22 protein-coding genes are annotated in these 19756 nt (G+C 67.7%); 10 read left to right on the top strand and 12 right to left on the bottom strand.

The window, feature by feature from the left end; genetic code table 11:
- Positions 1-4: 4 nt before the first annotated feature.
- From H623_RS0105670 to H623_RS0105645, 6 genes are all read right to left on the bottom strand, one after another.
- A complete protein-coding gene (locus tag H623_RS0105670) occupies positions 5-964 on the bottom strand; it encodes a carbohydrate ABC transporter permease (RefSeq protein ID WP_022899976.1) in 960 nt (319 codons plus the stop codon).
- Entirely contained in the window at positions 964-1968 is a 1005-nt protein-coding gene (locus H623_RS18050; RefSeq protein WP_022899975.1) for a carbohydrate ABC transporter permease, read from the bottom strand. The genes H623_RS0105670 and H623_RS18050 overlap by 1 nt, the downstream gene beginning before the upstream one ends.
- Positions 1968-3347 (bottom strand): ABC transporter substrate-binding protein, encoded by a 1380-nt coding sequence (locus H623_RS0105660; RefSeq protein ID WP_022899974.1) that lies wholly within the window; start codon positions 3345-3347, stop codon positions 1968-1970. The genes H623_RS18050 and H623_RS0105660 overlap by 1 nt, the downstream gene beginning before the upstream one ends.
- Positions 3348-3578: 231 nt before the next feature.
- The gene (locus H623_RS0105655) at positions 3579-4061 is read right to left on the bottom strand and encodes a YciE/YciF ferroxidase family protein (protein ID WP_022899973.1); all 483 of its coding nucleotides are present in this window, start codon (positions 4059-4061) and stop codon (positions 3579-3581) included.
- Between the two features lie 129 nt (positions 4062-4190).
- Entirely contained in the window at positions 4191-4451 is a 261-nt protein-coding gene (locus H623_RS0105650) for a hypothetical protein (protein WP_022899972.1), read from the bottom strand.
- A gap of 126 nt (positions 4452-4577) precedes the next feature.
- Complete coding sequence (locus H623_RS0105645; protein ID WP_022899971.1) at positions 4578-5201, bottom strand: flavodoxin family protein; 624 nt, start codon at positions 5199-5201, stop codon at positions 4578-4580.
- Positions 5202-5427: 226 nt separating this feature from the next.
- Between H623_RS0105645 and H623_RS18045 the strand changes: the two genes are divergently transcribed.
- Positions 5428-6282, top strand: coding sequence for an SDR family oxidoreductase (locus H623_RS18045; RefSeq protein WP_022899970.1), 855 nt, complete (start codon positions 5428-5430; stop codon positions 6280-6282).
- A gap of 410 nt (positions 6283-6692) precedes the next feature.
- Here H623_RS18045 and H623_RS18040 read toward each other — a convergent pair whose 3' ends face one another.
- Complete coding sequence (locus H623_RS18040) at positions 6693-8057, bottom strand: NRAMP family divalent metal transporter (protein ID WP_022899969.1); 1365 nt, start codon at positions 8055-8057, stop codon at positions 6693-6695.
- 409 nt (positions 8058-8466) lie between these two features.
- On the opposite strand from H623_RS18040, the gene H623_RS0105630 reads away from it, so the two are divergent.
- The 3 genes from H623_RS0105630 to H623_RS0105620 all read left to right on the top strand — a co-directional run bounded on the left by H623_RS0105630 (position 8467) and on the right by H623_RS0105620 (position 10933).
- Entirely contained in the window at positions 8467-8796 is a 330-nt protein-coding gene (locus H623_RS0105630) for a hypothetical protein (protein WP_022899968.1), read from the top strand.
- 79 nt (positions 8797-8875) lie between these two features.
- Positions 8876-10510: an aa3-type cytochrome oxidase subunit I gene (ctaD, locus tag H623_RS18035; protein ID WP_084485751.1), complete on the top strand. Its 1635-nt coding sequence runs from the start codon at positions 8876-8878 to the stop codon at positions 10508-10510.
- A 9-nt stretch (positions 10511-10519) separates the two neighbouring features.
- On the top strand, positions 10520-10933 hold the full coding sequence (locus tag H623_RS0105620; protein ID WP_022899966.1) for a cytochrome c oxidase subunit 4: 414 nt from the start codon (positions 10520-10522) through the stop codon (positions 10931-10933).
- Positions 10934-11046: 113 nt separating this feature from the next.
- Here the strand turns inward: H623_RS0105620 and H623_RS0105615 are convergent, their stop codons facing one another.
- Positions 11047-11853: a hypothetical protein gene (locus H623_RS0105615; RefSeq protein ID WP_157560886.1), complete on the bottom strand. Its 807-nt coding sequence runs from the start codon at positions 11851-11853 to the stop codon at positions 11047-11049.
- 10 nt (positions 11854-11863) lie between these two features.
- On the bottom strand, positions 11864-12760 hold the full coding sequence (locus tag H623_RS0105610) for a glucose 1-dehydrogenase (protein WP_022899964.1): 897 nt from the start codon (positions 12758-12760) through the stop codon (positions 11864-11866).
- Between the two features lie 161 nt (positions 12761-12921).
- Between H623_RS0105610 and H623_RS0105605 the strand changes: the two genes are divergently transcribed.
- Both H623_RS0105605 and H623_RS0105600 read left to right on the top strand, forming a co-directional pair.
- Positions 12922-13719: an SDR family NAD(P)-dependent oxidoreductase gene (locus tag H623_RS0105605; protein ID WP_022899963.1), complete on the top strand. Its 798-nt coding sequence runs from the start codon at positions 12922-12924 to the stop codon at positions 13717-13719.
- 116 nt (positions 13720-13835) lie between these two features.
- Positions 13836-14024: a DUF2795 domain-containing protein gene (locus H623_RS0105600; protein WP_169514894.1), complete on the top strand. Its 189-nt coding sequence runs from the start codon at positions 13836-13838 to the stop codon at positions 14022-14024.
- Here the strand turns inward: H623_RS0105600 and H623_RS0105595 are convergent.
- Positions 14005-14292, bottom strand: coding sequence for a hypothetical protein (locus H623_RS0105595; RefSeq protein ID WP_033371362.1), 288 nt, complete (start codon positions 14290-14292; stop codon positions 14005-14007). The genes H623_RS0105600 and H623_RS0105595 overlap by 20 nt on opposite strands.
- Positions 14293-14329: 37 nt before the next feature.
- Positions 14330-14743: a CBS domain-containing protein gene (locus H623_RS0105590; RefSeq protein WP_022899960.1), complete on the bottom strand. Its 414-nt coding sequence runs from the start codon at positions 14741-14743 to the stop codon at positions 14330-14332.
- 305 nt (positions 14744-15048) lie between these two features.
- Here H623_RS0105590 and H623_RS18030 point away from each other — a divergent pair, with 305 nt between their 5' ends.
- The gene (locus tag H623_RS18030) at positions 15049-15864 is read left to right on the top strand and encodes a SigB/SigF/SigG family RNA polymerase sigma factor (RefSeq protein WP_022899959.1); all 816 of its coding nucleotides are present in this window, start codon (positions 15049-15051) and stop codon (positions 15862-15864) included.
- Here the strand turns inward: H623_RS18030 and H623_RS18025 are convergent, their stop codons facing one another.
- Positions 15865-16869: a glycosyltransferase family 9 protein gene (locus H623_RS18025; protein WP_033371359.1), complete on the bottom strand. Its 1005-nt coding sequence runs from the start codon at positions 16867-16869 to the stop codon at positions 15865-15867.
- A 171-nt stretch (positions 16870-17040) separates the two neighbouring features.
- Here H623_RS18025 and H623_RS18020 point away from each other — a divergent pair, with 171 nt between their 5' ends.
- From H623_RS18020 to H623_RS20700, 3 genes are read left to right on the top strand one after another with little or no spacing between them, the layout of a single operon-like run.
- Positions 17041-17646, top strand: a complete 606-nt coding sequence (locus H623_RS18020) for an HAD-IIIA family hydrolase (protein WP_211217973.1) — start codon at positions 17041-17043, stop codon at positions 17644-17646.
- On the top strand, positions 17643-18728 hold the full coding sequence (locus H623_RS0105570; protein WP_026939961.1) for a glycosyltransferase family 9 protein: 1086 nt from the start codon (positions 17643-17645) through the stop codon (positions 18726-18728). Before H623_RS18020 ends, H623_RS0105570 begins: the two co-directional genes overlap by 4 nt.
- Positions 18725-19753, top strand: a complete 1029-nt coding sequence (locus tag H623_RS20700; RefSeq protein WP_022899957.1) for a glycosyltransferase — start codon at positions 18725-18727, stop codon at positions 19751-19753. Before H623_RS0105570 ends, H623_RS20700 begins: the two co-directional genes overlap by 4 nt.
- Positions 19754-19756 lie beyond the last annotated feature (3 nt).

Below are 19756 nucleotides of genomic sequence, written 5' to 3'. Positions count from 1 at the left end.
CGCCTCACCCCTTGCGACCCTGCGTGGCGACGCCCTGCACGAAGAACCGCTGCCCGAAGGCGAAAAGAATGAGCATGGGAATCGTCACGAGAAGGCTCGCGACCATCACGTACTGGTAGTCGCCGTGCCCGCCGTTCGTCGGGCTGAACACGGTCATGGCGTAGGAGATGCCGAGCGGAACCGTGAAGCCGGAGGGACTGCCGCCGTTGAGGTAGATCAGGGACCCTTGGAAGTTGTTCCAGCTGGCCTGGAACTCGAAGAGGAACACGATGATGAACGACGGGATCGACAGCGGCATCGCGATGCGCCGGAACAACCCCCAGTAGCTCGCGCCGTCGATCCTGGCCGCCTCGAACAGCTCGCGCGGCAGCCCGAGGAAGAACTGGCGCTGCAGAAAAATGTAGAACGCGGATCCGAAGAGGTTCGCGCCGAACAGCGGAACCCAGGTTCCGACCAGATCGAGGCTGCGCCAGATGAGGTACTGCGGAACCATCGTGACCGCGGTGGGCAGCATCATGGTCGCCAGCACGAACGCGAAGAGCACCCCGCGCCCGGGGAACCGGAAGTATGCGAAGCCGAAGGCGACGATCGAACTCGAGATGGCGACGAAACCGGCGGCCAGCACGGCGATCACGATGCTGATCCCCATCCACGACAGCAGCGGCAATTGCCCCCACACCTCCGCGTAGTTCTGCGGGGAGAAGGTGGCGGGGATGAGCGCGTTGTCGAAGACCTCGTCGCGCGGCTTCAGGCTGGCCGAGAGGAGCCAGACCAGCGGATACAGGAATGCGCAGGTGAAGGCGAGCAGCAGCATCCACAGCACGATCTTGCCGACGATGCGGCCGGGGCTGCGCCGGCGACGCGTGGAGACCGGAGCCGTCGATGCCGCACCCGCGCCGACTTTCGCCGTCGGCTTCAGCGCCGGCGCCGTCACCGCACTCTGCGCCACGTGTTCGACCGCCATCAGTGCTCGCTTTCGTAGTAGACGAACCGATTGCCGACCTTCACCTGAATCAACGTGATCGCCATGATGATCAGAAAGAGCAGCCAGGCCATGGCCGAGGCGAAGCCGAAGTCGAACTGCCGGAACGCCTGCTGGAACAGGTAGACGGCGTAGAAGAGCGACGAGCTCGGGGAGGCGCTCGTCTGGTCGCGCCAGAACAGCAGATAGGCCTGATCGAAGACCTGGAAGGCGGCGATCGTCAACACGATGACGTTGAAGAAGATGGCGCCGGAGATCATCGGAACGGTGATGCGGAAGAACTGCCGCACGGGCCCGGCGCCGTCGAGCGATGCGACCTCGTAGAGGTCGTGCGGAACGTTGTTCAGCGCCGCCAAGAAGATGACCATCGTGCCGCTCACGCCCCACAGCGTCATGATGACGATCGAGGGGATGACCCAGCGCGGGTCGACCAGCCACTGCGGGCCTTGAATGCCGAAGAACCCGAGAAACTCGTTGATCGCGCCGGTGTTGCCGTTCAGCAGCAGCAGGAACACGGATGCCGTCGCCACCACGGGCGTCATCTTCGGCAGGTAGAAGACGGTGCGGAAGAACCCCGAACCACGGCCCACCTTGTTGAGGATGAGCGCCAGCCCGAGTGCCACGATGACCTCCAGCGGCACGGCGAGCACCGCGTAGTACAGGGTGTTGCCGAGCGACTGCGCGATCTTCGGATCCTGGAAGAGCTGCGCGTAGTTGGCGGCGCCGATCGGCGTCGTCGTTCCGGTGGCCAGGTTGTAGTTCGTGAACGAGATCACCAGGCTGTAGATCATCGACCCGGCCGTGAAGACCAGGAATCCGATGATCCACGGGCTGATGAACAGGTACCCGGCGATCGCCTCTTTGCGGCGAAGCGAGGAGCGCCGGTTCCCCGGCGGCTGCTGCGCGGACGTCGACTGTCTGCGCGCTCTTCCTGTTCTTCTCCGCGCCGCCGGCGCTGCGGCATGAAGCGATTCCGCGCGTGACATCACTTGCTCGGTGTGGCGTTCTTGACGGCCTGGCGATAGGCGTTCATGGCGGCGGACTGGGCGTCCTTGAGCGCTGCGGACGGCGACTTAGAGCCGAGCAGCGTCGACTGCAGCGCGTTCTGCAACTCGGTCTGAATCTGCTGGCCCGCCGGCGAGGTCCCGATCGACTTGCCGTTGCCGACCACGTCGTAATAGGTCTCGATCGTCTTGTCGAAGCCCGCGTTGCCGGTCGGCTTCACGTAGGTCTTGTGAATGTACGCGTCGGCCTTCGGAGACCCGGTGAACAATCCCGTGTCGACGGCGCCGGGGGTGGCCTTGAGCGTCTTCGCTCGAGCCGCCCCGGCGGCCTTCCATGCGCCCATGCTGTCGAGGCTGAGTGCCCAGGCACAGGCGGCGTCCTTGTTCTTCGCGGCCGACGGAATGACGAATGCGGTTCCGCTCGTCACCGTGAACGGCTTACCGTCTGAGCTGTAGAACGGCACCGCGCTGATCTGCACCTGCTTGATGTACGGCGTCAGCACGTTGACGTACCACTGGTTGTCGACCTGCGCCCCGACCTGGTCCTTCACGAACTGGTTCTTCTTGCCGAACGTGTCGAACGTGTCGGTGAAGCTCTTGTCGGCCGCGTAGCCTCCCTGAGCGTCATAGATGCGCTTCAGCACCTGCAGACCCTTGACGTTCTTCGAGTCGTTCAGCGTCGGCTTGCCGGAGGAGTCGATGATCTGGCCGCCGTAACCGAGCAGCCACAGTCCCGGCTGGCCGGAAGCGACGGGATCGAACCCCATGGTCACCGGCTTGTCGCCATTGGCGACGTACATCTTCTTGATCGCGGAGATGAGCTGGTCCGGCTTCGACGTGTTGATGTCCGCCGGCGTCACCCCAGCCTTGTCCATGACGCGCGTGTTCAGGATGATCGCCGGCGGCTGATAGAACTGCGGAACGGCCCAGATGTGGCCGTCGTAGCTCACGTCATCCTTGACCGACTGGTAGAACGTGCTCGCGGCGGACACGTGGTGGGCCTGATAGCACTTGTCCAGCGGAGTGATGAGTCCCTGGGCCGCGTAGGTGGCGACGAACTGGGCATCCATCTGCACGACGTCGGGCACATTGCCGCTCGCCACACGCGTCGTGAACTTCTGCGCATCGAACGTCGTCTGGTCCAGGTCGATGCTCACTCCGTGCAGGTGGCTCTTCGCATACGCGAGGCGCGCCTTGCCGACGTCGTCCGCGTTGTCGAACGCCCAGGCCTTGAGCGTTCCCGACGCGTTCTTCGAGAACGACGTCGACCCGCCAGAAGACCCTGAGCTGCATCCGGCGAGCAGACCGGCGGCGAGCAGCGAGATCGATGCCGCGGCGATGAGGCGATGGCGGACGGTCATGATGCGCTCCTTCGTGGAAGTCCGGGTCGGCGAGGCGGCGCCGCGCAGACCGGTTCCACTTCAGGAAAGAGCCCCGGGGAGCAGAAGTGCAGGGGTTGTCAGAAGAAGCGCTTTGTGTGTACCGGGCTGTCTGAGGAGTCCTGCCGCGACCCCTCGACGTCCCCCGGACGCACGAACAGGGTGCCGTGGCCTCCCGGCCCCGGCACCCTGCGTTGTGACCTGTACCCCGAGTCAGGCCGCCGAGAGCGTGCGGAGTTTGTCGTACAGCTCCTTGCTCGTGTGCTCTTCCTGCTCGAGGTTCTCGGTGAGCAACTGGACGACATTCGACAGGCCCAGTGCATCAGCAGTGCAGATCATCGACTGGTAGGCCGCGATCTCAGCGTGCTCCGTCTCGAGCGCCGCGGAGAGCGTCACCATATCCAGCAGCGCCGGTTCCGATTTGCGGATGAGCGAGCTGCCCTCGCGCGCGATTCCCTTCGTCGTCGGGGAAGGCTGGTCCGCGGCGGAGATCTGCAGCTCCTCGAAAATGCGGTCGAGGTTCTGCGACTGCTGTCTGGTCTCGTCGGCGTGATGCCGGTACATCTGCTTGACGTCCTCGCTCTGGGCCGCCTCCTCGAGGTCTCCGAGCATCGACAACGAGTCCCGCTCCATCGAGACCGCGGCGCCCAGCCGGTATTCCAGAAGCTCTCGGGGATTCTCGAAGTGTTCGAACATGCGGTTCTCCTTCAGTAGTGATGTGAAACCAGCAGACGGCAGGCCGGAATCTGCGGTAAGGGGTTGCAAAATGTCCGTCCGGCGGTGGCGCCGGACCCCGGCCGAGCCGCCCGGGCTCAGTCGGCCCGCTCAGTCGGCCGGCCCGCCGGAGACGGTGTCCTCCTCCGTCTCCGGGTCCGTCGACGGCCGCGGCCGGTCCTCGTCGTCGACCTCGTCGGCCCGATCGTTCTGCTCGTCGGTGCTCGGTGTCGCCCCGGCATCGTCGTCCCGCGCCGCCGCTGAAGCGGACTCGGCGCCGGCGTGCGATTCCTCGGCGTCGTCCGGCAACGGTTCGCCCTCCAACGGTTCGGTGCGGATGTCCGGGTCCGGCTGTCCGTTCGTGTCGCTCATGTCTCTCCCGTGTCTCTTCTCTCTGTGCCGTTTCTTTGCGTGTCGTTCCTCTGCGCACCGCTTCGCTCCACCGCTCGTCGAACAGCGTCCGCCCGGTGAGCGGGGGGTCGGCCGTCGGTCCGGGCGTCACCCCACCCGCGAAGGACGCAGTGCGGTCGCCAGGGCGACGGCGTTCGCAGCCGCCGTGGTCAGTGCCGAGACCGTCGCCTTGGGCGGCTCTGGCAGGTCCTTGTAGTCGACCTTGTGCATCGCCTCGCCGTTCCAGTACGTGCTCGCCTGCGACGGCACCGCGAGGCCGACATCGTTCAGCGCCTGCAGCACGTCGGCGATGATCTTGTGCGCGCCGTCCTCATTCCCCACCACGCCGACGACCGCCGCGCGGTTCGCGATCAGAGGCGTGCCCTGCTCGTTCGTCTGCGAGAGCTCGCCGTCGAGGCGTTCCAGCACCCGCTGCGTCACGCTCGACGGATGCCCCATCCACGTCGGCGAGACGATCCCGAGAATGTCGGCGGCCATGATCCGTTCGCGTAGCCCCGGCCACTCGTCACCTGACCCCATGTCGACGTCCACCCCCGGCCGCACGTCGAAGTCGACGACGCGCACGACGTCGGTGTCGACTCCGTGGCCTGTGAAGGCATCCGCGAACTGCTGGGCCATCAGCATGCTGCTCGACTGCGCGGGCGAGGGTTTGAGCGTTCCGACCAGAATGCAGGCGTGCAGTCCTGGACTCGCGGAACCGGAATCCGTCATCGTGTCCTCCTTCGACGCGTGACACTCAACGCCGGGGCGCGCCGACCGACCAGCCGTTGCCAGGCGTGACGGTCGGGGGGATACTGGCCGACCGCGCGCGGGCGTTCCGCCGGCGATGGGCCCGTCGGCAGTCGTCGATGTCGTCGCCATGGCAACCCCTTCACGCGGGAAGCCGGCGCTGCTGACATAGGCGTGCTGACATCCACGGATCTGGAGGAGGGCACCGATGAATGACAGGGAGCGTACGGAGAGCGATCGCGATGTGCCCGGTTCGGAATTCGAGCCCCGCGCCGCCGTCGTGACCGGATCCGACTCGGGCATCGGCAGGGCGACCGCCGTCGCTCTGGCCGAGGCGGGCATGGATGTCGGCATCACCTATCACTCCGACGCCGACGGAGCCGAGGAAACGGCCCGCCTCGTGCGCGAGTGCGGCCGTTCGGCCACGGTGAGCCGGCTGGACACGACGTCCGCACCGGAGTGCGCGGACGTCGTGGACGACCTGGCCGAACGTCTGGGAGGCCTCGACGTCTTCGTGAACAATGCGGCGATCAACGGCGGCCCCGGCTTCTTCGACACCGACTGGAACGCCTGGCGCCAGACCGTGCTCGCGGATCTTGACGGCGCTTTCGTGTGTCTGCAACGCGCAGCGCGTCGCATGGTGGACGCCGACCGCGGCGGACGGCTGATCGCGGTGACGAGCGTGCACGAGCACCAACCCCTCGTGGGGTTCGCCGCCTACGACGCGGCGAAGCACGGGCTCGGCGGCCTCATGAAGACCATCGCCCTCGAGCTCGGCGAGTACGGCATCACGAGCAATTCCGTCGCACCCGGCGAGATCTCGACGCCCATGAACGATGCGACGGATGTGGATCCCCGCGACACGCATCGCGCAGGCATCCCGCTCGGACGCCCGGGCGACGCTCGGGAGGTCGCGGCCGTGATCGCGTTCCTCGCCTCCCCGGCGGCGTCGTACGTGACGGGCGCATCCTGGGTGGTCGACGGCGGGATGCTGCAAATGGGGACGCAAGCGGCCCCCGCGATCCACGAGGACGATTGGCGCAGGGTCAAGGCGCGGTCCTGAGCGCATCGCGGCGCGAGCGCGTCGCGTCCCCAGCACGTGCGACACCGCCAAGGCAACCCCTGGGCGGGGTTCTCTCCGTGGGATTGGCTGAGAGCATGGAAAATGCATCCGACGCCGCTGGGCAACCGGCTGGTGCTGCGGAAGACCTGAAACCGTGCACGCACCTCACGCTCCGGCTGATCGACGAGGATCAGTGGTGCGCGCTCGATCCGCGTTTTCCGCACGACGACGCCCGCTGTCTGGTCGGCTTTGTGGAGCGGCTCGGAGCGATGTTCCACGCGATCAGACTCGACTCGTCGCCGATCGAATCGTTCGAGGAGCGTGACCTCGACACGATCGTGCACGACCTCGAGGATGCGACGCACCACCACCGCGCGTCGTGGGCGGCACGCGCCGCCGCCGCACTCCACTCACTGTCCGAAGAGTGTGTACCAGATGCCGTAGGCGCCGCCGACGCACATCACGACGGTGGCGATCCAGCCGACGGTCTGCGCGAGCCACCGATTGCGATACTCATGCATGATGCTGCGATCGCGGCCGACCAGCATCATCACGATCAGGAACGGTCCGGCGGCGATGCCGTTCACGAGGGCTGACAGGACCAGGAGCTGGATCGGGTTCGACACGAACACCGAGAGCACCGTTCCGGCGACGATGCCGACGGTCAGCAGCACATAGAAGACGGGTGCCTTCTTGGGGCTCCTGTCCAGACCCCAGTCCTTGTCGAGGAGGGCCGCGAGGCCCGCGGATCCGGATCCCGCCAGCACCGGCACTGCCAGGACGCCCGATCCGATGAACCCCACGGCGAAGAGCACGCCTGCCAGCGGACCGGCGATGGGCTCCAGCGCCTTCGCCGCCTCCGCTGCGCTGCTGACCGTCTTGCCGTGTGCGCCGAGCGTCGCGCTCGTGGCAGCGATGATCGCGAACATGATCACGACGCTGAACACCATGCCGGTGAAGACGTCGACGCGTCCCCCACGCAGGCGACGGTGCGCTCCCGCACGGGTTCGGTCGGTGAGCGCAGGCGCCTGGTCTCCGCCCTTGTCCTCGTCGCGAAGCTCCTCGACGCGCTGCGCGGTCTGCCAGAAGAACATGTACGGACTGATCGTCGTGCCGAACACGGCGACCGCAAGGCCCAGATACGCCGGCGTGAACCGGAACTGGAGCCCGACGAGCCCCGCCAACAAGTCGCCCCAGTTCACCTTCGCCACGAAGAGCACGCCCACGTAGACGAGCAGTGCGAGGCACAGCCACTTGAAGATGCGGCGGATCCAGTCGAAGGATCCGAAGATGAGGGCGACGGCGATGCCTGCGCCGACGACGGCGGACCACAGCGGTGCCGGCCCGGCGTGGATCAACTGCATCCCCTGACCGATGGCCATGAGATCGGCGGAGAGGTTGAGGCAGTTCGCAATGAGGAGTGCCACGGTGAGCACGCCGATCACGATGCGAGCGCGCCTCTCGAATTTGCGCCGGATCAGCCTGCCGAAGCTGTCCCCGGTGGCGAGCGCCATGCGGTCGCACATCTCCTGCACGCCCATCATCAACGGGAGTGTGATGGGAACCGTCCACAGCAGGCCGTTGCCGTAGGTCGCGCCGGCTTGCGCATACGTCGCGATACCGGAGGGGTCGTCATCGGCGGCTCCGGTCACGAGCCCAGGACCGAGCACGCCGAAGAAGCGTTTGACCGGATTCCGACGTTGGTGACCCTTCTGAGGCGCGGACTGCTCTCCATCCCCCGATGAGCGCCGTCCCTCGTGAGTCGTCGTCGGCATCGCTTCCTCCTCGTAACCGGTGTTCTCACCGTGGACGCACCGCGGCTCCGTCGTAACCGGTGTTCTCACCGTGGACGTACCGCCGCTCCGAGAAGAGGGGTTGACATGCGCGCACTCGGACCGTGGCCCGGCGCGCGCATACGTCATCTGCGAGGAAACGCGGTCAGCGACGAAACGCGGCCTGTCAACGAAGGCGGTCGGTGACGAAAGGGATGCCTGTCAACCCCTGTGGCGTTGCGCACGCTCTCCGTAGAACGGGGGACATATCGCGTCCGCGTGAAGAGAAGCCCTCGGAACGGAAGGCCCGCGGGACGGAAGAGAAGGACCGGAAGAGAAACTGCGCGACTCGTTGCTCGCCCATCATCGTGGGCGCACCACCCCTCGCACCACCCGTACGGGAAGAGATCTGATGACCGACTCCGGAATGACCAAACCCACCCGTGGAATCGCCTTGCTGGTGGTGGGCATCATCCTGACGGTGATCGGCCTGGCGATCATGATCACCCTGGGGTGGGGAACGCCGGGCAAGAACACGGCGTTGAACCACGTTATCTGGGAGTCCTCGGTCTGGATCGGTTCGGCGGCCTTCGTCGGTGTCGGCATCCTGCTCATCGTGATCGCCATTGTTCGTCGCCGCAGCAGGGCGTCGCGGATGCGAGACGGATCGCTCCCCGGCGAGCCAGGCTCAGAGCAAGTCTCCGGACACGATCCGCACGACACGGGCCAGCACCGGCACTAGGCGTCGCACTGTGGCAGTCACGGAGGAGATCGGCACCGATCCACGCGAGCGCGCGCAGCTCGAACGAACCCGGCGTTCGATGCAGCACAAGGGCAATCTGTTCGTCGCGTGGATCACCACGACGGATCACAAGACTGTCGGATACCTGTACCTGATCACGTCGTTCGTCTCGTTCCTCTTCGCCGGGGTGCTCGCCCTGGTGATGCGCGCCCAACTGTTCGCTCCGGGGCTTCAGGTCGTGCAATCCCGTGAGCAGTACAACGAACTGTTCACGATGCACGGCACGATCATGCTGCTGCTGTTCGCGACGCCGCTCTTCGCAGGCTTCGCGAACGTGATCATGCCGCTGCAGCTCGGTGCTCCCGACGTCGCGTTCCCCCGGCTCAACGCGCTGGCGTATTGGATGTACGCGTTCGGCGATGTGATGGTCGTCTGGGGATTCCTCACGCCGCAGGGTGCTGCGTCGTTCGGCTGGTTCGCCTACACGCCGCTCTCCACCTCGACCTTCACGCCGGGGTACGGCGGCAATCTCTGGGTGTTCGGGCTGCTCCTGGCCGGCTTCGGAACGATCCTCGGCTCGGTGAACTTCATCACCACGATCATCACGCTGCGTGCTCCCGGCATGACGATGTTCCGCCTCCCGATCTTCACGTGGAACGTGCTGATCACCTCGATCATGGTGCTCATGGCGTTCCCGCTGCTGGCGGCGGCGCTCTTCGCGCTCGGCGCGCAGCGGATGCTCGGCTCGCCCGTCTTCACCGCCGCCGACGGCGGACCCATTCTCTGGCAGCACCTGTTCTGGTTCTTCGGGCACCCCGAGGTCTACATCATCACGCTGCCGTTCTTCGGCATCGTGACCGAGATCTTCCCCGTCTTCAGCCGCAAGCCGGTCTTCGGATACAAGGCGCTCATCTACGCCACGATCGCGATCGCCGCTCTGTCGATGACGGTCTGGGCGCACCACATGTTCGCCACCGGGATGGTTCTGCTCCCGTTCTTCTCGCTGATGTCGATGTTCATCGCGGTCCCGACGGGGGTGAAGATCTTCAACTGGATCGGCACCATGTGGCGCGGCTCCCTGACCTTCGAGACGCCGCTTCTGTGGTCGATCGGATTCCTCGTGACGTTCACGTTCGGAGGGCTCACGGGCGTCATCCTGGCCTCGCCGCCGCTCGACTTCCACGTGACGGACACGTATTTCGTGGTGGCGCACTTTCACTACGTGACGTTCGGCACGGTGGTCTTCGCCATGTTCGGCGGCTTCTACTTCTGGTGGCCCAAGTTCACCGGCCGAATGTTGAACGAACGCCTTGGCAAGTGGCATTTCTGGCTTCTGTTCATCGGCTTCCAGACCACGTTCCTCATCCAGCACTGGCTCGGAGTCGACGGGATGCCACGCCGGTACGCCACCTATCTGCCCCAGGACGGCTTCACCTGGATGAACCAGGTCTCGACCATCGGCGCCGGCCTTCTGGCGGTGTCGATGATTCCGTTCTTCCTCAACGTGTACGTGACCTCGAGGAGTGCCCCCACGGTCACGGTCGATGATCCGTGGGGATTCGGCAGATCGTTGGAATGGGCGACGAGCTGTCCGCCTCCGAGGCACAACTTCACGATGATCCCCCGGGTGCGCAGCGAGTCCCCCGCCTTCGACTTACACCATCCTGAGGTGGCCACCGCCGCCCGCCGATCCATGCCGACCGCCAAGGGATGAGGAGAGCCGATGCGAGCGAACGCCGTGCTGTTCTGGGTGCTGTGCGCCTTCTTCGTCGTCGAGACGGTGCTTTACGCGGCCTGGGGCTGGTGGAGCCGGGCCAACGTGGAGTGGACCGGAACGGTGGCCATGGCGCTCTGTGCGGTGCTGTCGGCCCTCGTCGCGTTCTACCTCATGCATGCGGCACGGCAGCTGCCGCGATTGCCGCAAGATCATCGCGAGGCGGAACCTGACGCCGATGACGGCGAGGTCGGCCAGTTCAGTCCGCACAGCTGGTGGCCCGTTCTGCTCGGCGCATCGGGTTTCTTGCTCTTCTTCGGCCTCGCCACCGAGATCTGGATCAGCTTCATCGGTGCCGCGGTGGGCGTCGTCTGCCTCGTGGGGTGGGTCTTCGAGTACTACCGCGGGCACTTCGCCCGGTGATCGCGCCCGGGCTCGAGGGTCAGCCGTGACGGTAAAGCCGCGAAGGCCAGCCCTGACGTTCAGCCGTGACGGTAAAGCCGCGAAGGCCAGCCCTGACGTTTCAGTCGCGACGGTCAGCGCTCGGGCGCGCCCGGCGAGTGGTCGCGCTCGAGGTAGCGGACGATCCTCGCCCAGTGCGTGGCGATGGGCACCGCCGCGTCGGTCACGGCCACGCGCGCCTGCGCCAGATGCCGCGCGTAGGCACGGGCGGAGCGCTTGCCCTTCTTCGTGTCGCGGGCCAGAATCAGCGACGGCGCGCGGATGGCGTCCAGGCTCTCGTTGAGCACGCGCTGCTTGACGGCGGCCCGATCGGCATCCAGCCCGGCCTCTCCCTGCGTGCGCGCGGCCGCGAGCATCCTCTCGACCCGCGAGGAGAGGCCGGGTACCTCGTCGTGTGCAGCGGGCGGCAGGATGCGCTCCACGCGCCACACGTCGTCGTCGCGCAGGTCTCGCGCGGCCTCGCGCAGCGTCATGGGCTCGACGAACACGGCGGCCGCGAGCACGTCGCCGACCGCTGCAGCCATGGCCGCAGCGAACACGCAGCCCTCGCGCCAGCCGAGCACCGCGAGGTCACGATAAGCCGAGTGACCGATCGACTCCGCATCCGTGCGGCACTGCGCCAGGAACTCGCCGGCGTCGGCGGCCCAGCGCTGCGGTGATGCCTGCGGCGGAATGAGCCAGGCCTCCGACGCGGCGTACCCCGGCCGATCGAGCGAGATGAAGCTCAGCGTCGATCGCTGCGTGATGCGCGGGTCCGGATCGAACCCGCCCGCCCCCGGGCTCGGATGGCAGAACAGCACCCACCGCGACGAGGCGGCGTCGCCGAGCACCGTCACCCCGATCCGTTCGCCGCTCGCGACTTGAACTTGGCGCTCCGTCATCGACGTGTCCCTACGGCGTCGGCATCCCGCCGGTGACCGCCAACGTGGCACCGACGACATAGCTCGACTCCGGCGAGGCGAGAAAGACATAAGCCGGCGCGAGTTCCGCCGGCTGGCCTGCTCTGCCCAGCGCCGTCTGCGAGCCGAAGTCGGGCAGCTTCTTCGGCGGCTGCCCCATGCTCGGCTGAAGCGGCGTCCAGATCGGCCCCGGTGCGACGGCGTTCGCCCGGATTCCCCGCGGAGCCAGCTGCGCGGCGATCGCTTTCGTGAAGGCGTTGATCGCGGCCTTCGTCGTGGCGTAGTCGACGAGCACGTCCGACGGCAGGTACGCCTGCACCGACGTGGTGTTGATGATCGTCGACCCGGGGGGCATGTGCGGAACAGCAGCCTTGGTGAGGTGGAACATCGCGTAGATGTTCGTCTTCATGGTGCGGTCGAACTGGTCGTCGGGCAGCTCGGCGATGTCTTTGCAGAAGACCTGCTTGCCCGCGTTGTTGACCAGGATGTCCACACCTCCGAAATCCTCGACGGCTCGCGCTATCACATCGGTGCAGAACGCCGGATCGACGAGGTCGCCCGGCAGCGTGAGCACCTTGCGTCCGGCGTCCCGGATCTGATCGGCGACGTGCTGGGCATCCTCCTCCTCTTCCGGCGTGTAGACGATGGCCACGTCGGCGCCCTCACGGGCGAACGCGATCGCCACGGCGGCTCCGATTCCGGAGTCGCCGCCGGTCACGATCGCTTTGCGTCCCACCAGCCGATTCGTCCCCACGTAGCTCGCCTCGCCGTGGTCGGCGGGCGGGCGAAGGTCCGCGTCGCTCCCCGGCTCCGGCACCTCCTCGGGCGGCGGCGAGACCTTGGGGTACCGGGTGACCGGGTTGTCGAAGATGTATTGCGTATCAACCATGTCACCGACGCAACGCCGGTGCCCGCGCGCCCACAAGGGGTTGCGCCGGCCGCGTTGCGTTGTGCAGATGCCCGGGCGGGCACGAAGCTCGACGCACAACACACAACGCGCTGCAGCGCAACGGCTGGCGTCCGTCGCTGAGCCATCGTTGTCTGAAACGCATGGAACTGGGAATCAGGGGAAAGAGAGCACTCATCACCGGCGCCGACTCCGGCATCGGCTGGTCCACCGCCAAGGCGCTCCTGGCCGAGGGCGCGACCGTGGTCATCACCGACCTCGATCAGGAGCGCCTCGACGAGGCGGCCCGCCGCCTGGCGGGCCCGAGCGGCAGCGTGCACGCGTTCGCCGCCGACGTCACCGACACGAGTTCGCTCGCACGACTGCACGAGCAGACGGCGGACGCCGTCGGACCCGTCGACATCGTCGTGCACGCCGCCGGTGTCACCGGGGCGCAGGGCTCTTTCGACGAGATCGACGATCAGGGCTGGCGCGAGACGATCGAGACCGATCTGCTCGGTGCCGTGCGAGTGGCCCGCGAGTTCCTGCCCGACCTTCGCCGCGGCTGGGGGCGCCTCGTCTTCCTCTGCTCGGAGGATGCCGTGCAGCCGTACGCGAACGAGCTGCCGTACTGCGCAGCCAAGGCCGGTGTCCTCGCCCTGTCGAAGGGCCTGTCGAGGGCGTACGCCACAGAGGGCCTCCTGGTGAACGCGGTGTCGCCCGCCTTCATCCACACGCCCATGACCGACGCGATGATGCAGCATCGCGCCGAGAAGCTCGGAACGAGCATCGAGGATGCCATCGCGTCGTTCCTGCGCGAGGAGCGGCCGTTCCTGGAACTGAACCGACGCGGAGAACCCGACGAGGTGGCATCCGTCATCGCGTTCCTCTGCTCCGATGCGGCGTCGTTCGTCGTGGGCTCGAACTACCGAGTCGACGGCGGGTCGGTCGCCACGATCTGACCGCTGGGCCGCTGTCGGACGGCACTCGCACAGCGTCTCGCACGGTGTCAACCGCTCGTTGCTTCTGACTCGCTCATCGCAGAATCAACGCCATGGTGTTGATGGAGGAGCCGACGATGTCCGAGATGGATTCACTGCTGGTGGAGATGGAGTATCCCGCGACGAGAGACGACCTCCTGCGCGAGGCCCGTCGCCGTGGCTGCGCCGAGGCCGCCCAGCGGTTCGGCGCCCTGCCCGATCGGTCGTTCCAGGGCGCGACGGATGTACACGAGGCTCTGCAGCCGTTCAGGCCAGGTGCGCGATGATCACGATGAGCCAGATGATGGTCCACACCGGAATCGCGGCGAAGAAGCACGCGATCACGACGAGCCGCGGCGGCTGCGGCAGAAAGATGCGCACGAGCACGATCCCCACGTAGAGCACCGCGACGACCACGGCGCCGAGAACCGCGAGGGTAACGCTGTTCCGCAACTGCAATAGCAGCACCGCCGCGCAGATCGCCCCGAGGATCGCGCCGGTGATCAACCAGACGCGACCCGACGAGGTGCGTAGGGCAGGTTGGTTTCGCACCATCGTCGGATCGCGCCGGGCGTTTTCTCGAGCCATCACGTCACGACATCGAGACCGCGGCGACGGTGCGGCCCGTGTCCTCCGACGTCGCGGCGAGCGCGACATCCGCCTGGCTGAGGATGCCTGCGAAGGCGCCGCCGTCGAAAACCAGTACTCGACGCACCTGGTTCTCCTGCATCTCTTCGAGCGCGTCCTCGATGTCGTCCTGGGCGGCGACCGAGACGAGGTCTCCGACGAAGCCCTCCGCCGTGGTCGTCGTGGGGTCCCCTCCGGTCGCGATGCAGCTGACGACGATGTCCCGATCGGTGACGATACCGACCGGATTGCCCTGGTCGTCGCAGATCGGCACCGCGCCCACGCTCAGATCGGCCATGACACGGGCCGCCTTCTCGAGCGTGTCGGACTCCGCAATGCAGGCGACATCGCTGCTCATGATTTCGCTGACGGTGGTCATGGTCTCCACTTCCTCGCGGGCCGGGTCGGCCGAGAGTGTGTTGCGATTCGTCAGCGATGTTGCGCGCGGCGGTTCTCGAGGTGCAGGGGTTGACAGCTCCGTGCCTGCTCGGATTGCGCGACGGGCGTTCGAACCGCTGAGCGCGCCCGTGCCACTCGGGACGCGTACTGCTACTCCTGCTTCTTCTCCTTGGCAACCACTTCTTTCCACACCTGCTCGGTGTTTGCGTCGAACTGCCGGTACTTCCGGCTCCCCCATCGGCGTGGCACACGCGTGATGCCACGCAGAACGAAATGAGAAAAGCCATGCCGCCTCGACGTTCCAGCCGAACAGTCCTTCCGCAGCTGACCGCGGCGAGCGATGTCATCCGTCCTCGCCCGAGTGAGCGATTCCGGCGCATGCATCGGCAGGACTCCGACCGCCTCAAAGAGACTCGCCGGTCACTCGTGCTCGATCACCTCTCGCTCGCCGACGCGATCGCGCACCGGTACCTCGGCCGACGGCAGGATGCCGACGACCTCCGCCAGGTCGCCTACGTCGGGCTGGTCAAGGCGGTGGCCCGCTTCGACCCGGAACGCACGGAGGAGTTCGCATCGTTCGCCGTGCCCACGATCGCCGGGGAGATCAAACGCCACTTCCGCGACGACTCGTGGTTCGTGCGGCCGCCCCGTTCGTTGCAGGAGCTTCGATCGGCGGTCGCGAAAGAATCGCCGCGCCTGGCGCAGCAGCTGGGGAGAGAGCCCACCTCGGCGGAGCTGGCCGGCTGCCTCGGCCAGAGCGAGAGACGCGTGGAGGAAGCGGTCGATTGCGGCGGCGCCATGCATCCGGTGTCTCTGGATGCGCCGCTCGCGACCGAGGGCGAGCGCGGCACCTTCGCCGACATGCTGCCGTCGTCGGACGGCACGCTCGAGCAGGCCGAACGCGTGCAGGCATTGCGTGCGGCGTGCCGTGCACTCGCGCCGCGCGAGCGCCTCATCATCTTCCGCCGGTTCTACGAAGAGCGCACGCAGTCGGAGATCGCCCGCGAGATCGGCGTCACGCAGATGCAGGTCTCCCGGCTCCTCGTCTCCACGCTGGCGCGACTGCGGGAGTTGCTGCGCGAACAGCCGGTCGCCGCGTGATCATCGGGTGGCCGAACGCGACGGCACCGACATCGCGATGCTTTCGGATGCCGCCAGCAGGCCCCGCGACGCATCCAGCACGTCATGTGCGGTAACGGCCAGCAGCGCCGGATCCGGCGCGTCGGCGAAGGCGTCTCCGTGGCGGAGCGCGGCGTCGGTGAGCGCGATGTGCGGGCCCGGAGGGGGACCCCACTCTTCGACGGGGGCCGGCCCGAAGACGATCACCGACGGACGTCGGTACGCGGATGCCAGGTGCGCGACCCCCGTGTCTGCGCTGATCACGAGCCGGGCCGCGGAGACGAGCGCCGCGAGCTCGTCCAGGCCGAGCGCACCGGCGTACAGCGCGGAGGACGGCAGTCCGGCCTGCTCCACGACGCCCATCGCGCGTCCACGATCCGCCTCGCTCCCCGTCACCACGACCCGTTCTCCCTCTCCGGCGAGCGTGGCGGCGACCTCGGCGAAGCGCTCGACAGGCCACTGCCGCGAACCGTAGAACGCGCCGACGTGCACGACCACGGCGCCGGCGAGAGGCGGGGACGTTCGGGGGGTGAGGATCGCGACATCGTTCTCACGGGCATCCGCCCCGAACGCGTTGACCAGTCGCACCCAGCGCCGGCGCTCCTGGATGCCGTCGAGCCAGCACGGTTCCCGGGGATCGGAGCGGTGTTCTGCGGCGTGCTGGATCACGAGGCGGGCGTCGAGCGCCGAGATCCGCGCGCGGCTCTCCGGCCCGTTGCCGTGCAGGTTCGCGGCGATGTCGACGACTCCGGCGTCGATCGAGAGCGGCTCGTCGAGCCCGCTGGTGGGAAGAAGACCTCCGAGCCCGGGGACGAGCCGCGCGATCGGATCGAGCCAGGCCGGGGCGGCGAGCAGCAGCTCGTGATCGCCGAACGTGCGCGCCAACCCTTTCAGAGCGGGAACGGCGACGAGGAGATCGCCGAGCTTGAGGGCGCGGAGTGCCAGAAGCAGCGGCCTGTCGTGCGTCATGGATGGCTCGGGACTCATGGCTCCACTCTGTGGCGGCGCCATGCACGACGACACCGCTTGCCAAATCGGCGAGGGGATGGCACCGACCTCGCTGGGAGGCGGGCACTCGGATCGAGGATGAATCGAACGGTTCGAGAAGAAGTGGTGAGAACGCGTTTGCATCCCGTGCGGGGCGGGCACTACTTCTCCATGACTGAATTCGCGTCCGCTCTCGGAGGCGCCGGCAGGGGAACCGGCCCGGGTGCCGGCCCGCGTGCCGTGCTCTTCGACCGGGACGGCACGCTGGTGGCCGACATGCCGTACAACACCGACCCCGGTCGGGTGACGCCCCTGCCGACCGTTGTCGCCACCGTGCGGATGCTCCGCGAGGCGGGAGTGCCCGTCGGCGTCGTGACGAATCAGTCGGGAGTCGGTCGCGGGCTCATCACACCCGAGCAGCTGCGGGCGGTCGACGACGCGATCGACCGCGAGATCGGACCCTTCGACGTGTGGGCACTATGCCCGCACCGGCCCGACGCCGGGTGCATGTGCCGCAAGCCGCGACCGGGCCTCATCTTCGCCGCGGCCGCCGCTCTGGGAGTCGCGGCATGCGACACGGTCGTGATCGGCGACATCGGTGCCGACATGGATGCCGCTGCCGCGGCGGGCGCGGCGTCCGTGCTCGTGCCCACGCCGGTCACGCGCGAGGAGGAGATCGCGACGGCGCCGCGGGTGGCATGCGATCTCGCCGACGCCGTGCACCAGGCTTTCACCGGCACCCGCCTGCCGGCCATCCCGACGGGAGTGGCGCCATGAGCCGCGGCGCACCGAACCGTGTTCTCGTCGCCCGGCTCGACAGCATGGGCGACGTGCTGCTGGCCGGGCCGGCGGTGCGGGCCATCGCGCACGGCGGTACCGAGGTGACGATGCTCTGCTCTCCGGGTGGCGCCGCCGCGGCCCGCCTTCTGCCCGGCGTCGATCGGCTGCTGATCTGGGACTGCCCGTGGATCACTCCGGATGACCCGCCGCTGACGAACGAGACCGTCCGCTGGCTGGTGCGCACCATCGCGAAGGAGCAGTTCGACCGTGCCGTCATCCTGACGTCGTTCCACCAGTCGCCGCTGCCGCTCGCGATGCTTCTGCGCCTCGCCGGCGTTCCGTTCATCGGCGGCGCCTCGATCGACCACGCGGGCAGCCTGCTCGACGTTCGCCTCTGCCCCGGCGACGATCTGCCGGAGGAGATCCCCGAGCCGGAACGCGCGCTGCGCATCGCGGCGGCGTGCGGGTATCCGCTGCCCGGCTCCGACGACGGACGCCTTGCCGTGACGCACACGATCAAGCCCAGCGACCTTGGGCAGCCGTACGTCGTGCTGCATCCGGGCGCCTCCGCTCCCGCCCGGCAGTGGACCCCCGGTGGATATGCCGGCGTCGCGGACGGTCTGGCCGCTCTGGGGATCGACGTCGTGGTCACGGGCAACGCCGCCGAGCGCGCGCTGACACACGTCGTGGCCCGTCGCGGCGCGACCGACCTGGGCGGACGGCTCTCGCTGGCGCGGCTGGCCGGCGTGCTCGCCGGCGCCGAGGTGCTCGTCAGCGGCAACACCGGACCGGCCCACCTCGCCGCGGCGGTGGGGACCCCAGTCGTCAGTCTGTTCTCGCCGGTCGTTCCCGCTGTGAAGTGGCAGCCGTTCGGCGTGCCGCACGTGGTGCTGGGCGACCAGGACGCCGCGTGTGCGGGAACGCGGGCCCGCGTGTGTCCGCTGCCCGGGCATCCATGCTTGGCCAACGTCTCACCGGCCGAGGTGATCGACGCGTGCTTGAGGCTCTCGCCCGGGTTGCGTGCCGCCCTTCCCGCGGATCGGCAGGCGCCTCCTGTGCTCAGGGCGGTGGAGACATGAAGATTCTGATCTGGCATGTGCACGGCGGGTGGATGGACTCGTTCGTGAGGGGACCGCACGAGTACCTGCTTCCCACGACCGCGGAACGCGACGGCTGGGGCCTTGGCCGCGGCGGGCGCTCCTGGCCGGCGAACGCGCGCGAGGTCTCACCGGGTGCCCTGCGCGACGAGCAGCCCGATGTCGTGATTCTGCAACGCCCGGAGGAGATCGCCGAGACCGAAAGGATGTTGAGAAGCGTGCCGGGCCGAGACCTGCCCGCGCTCTTCCTCGAGCACAACACACCGCGCGAGCACGCCGCGACCAGCCTGCATCCCCTGGCCTCGCAGCGCGATATTCCGATCGTGCACGTGACCCACTTCAATGAGCTGTTCTGGGACAACGGCGAGGCGCCGACCACGGTGATCGAACACGGCATCGTCGACCCCGGGCTGCGCTACACGGGCGAGCTCGAGGCGCTCGCCGCCGTGATCAATGAGCCGGTGCGGCGGGCTCGTGTCACCGGCACGGACCTGCTGTCGTCGTTCACCCGCACCGCCGATGTGCACGTCTTCGGCATGGGCACCGACGAGCTTCCGAGCGCTGTCGACGACCCGGGTGTCGTCCCCTGCGGCGACCTGCCGACCGAGAAGCTGCATGCGCAGCTGGCGCGGAGACGCGCGTACCTGCATCCGGTGCGGTGGACGTCGCTCGGCCTCTCGCTGCTGGAGGCCATGTTCCTCGGGATGCCCGTGCTGGCCCTCGCGACCACTGAAGCGGTGCGCGCCGTGCCGCCGGGCACCGGCGTCGTCTCGACCGACCTCGACGAACTGAGAGCGGCCGCCGCCCGCCTCATCGCTGACCCGGACCACGCACGGGAGCTCGGGCTCGCCGCACGCGATCACGTCATGCAGGCCTACTCGCTGCCTGCCTTCCTGAGCCGGTGGGACACCGTGCTCGAGGACGCCGTCGCCGACTGGCGATCGCGACACCGCGCGCGTCGGCCGAGGCCCACGCCGACCGCCGCACCCGCGGCACACGCCATCTGAAGC

The organism is Humibacter albus DSM 18994 (assembly GCF_000421825.1).
In the GTDB taxonomy this organism is placed as follows: Bacteria; Actinomycetota; Actinomycetes; order Actinomycetales; family Microbacteriaceae; genus Humibacter; species Humibacter albus.
The sequence above is the reverse complement of the archived record's forward strand: the minus strand, read 5'-3'. Positions and strand labels throughout refer to the sequence as shown.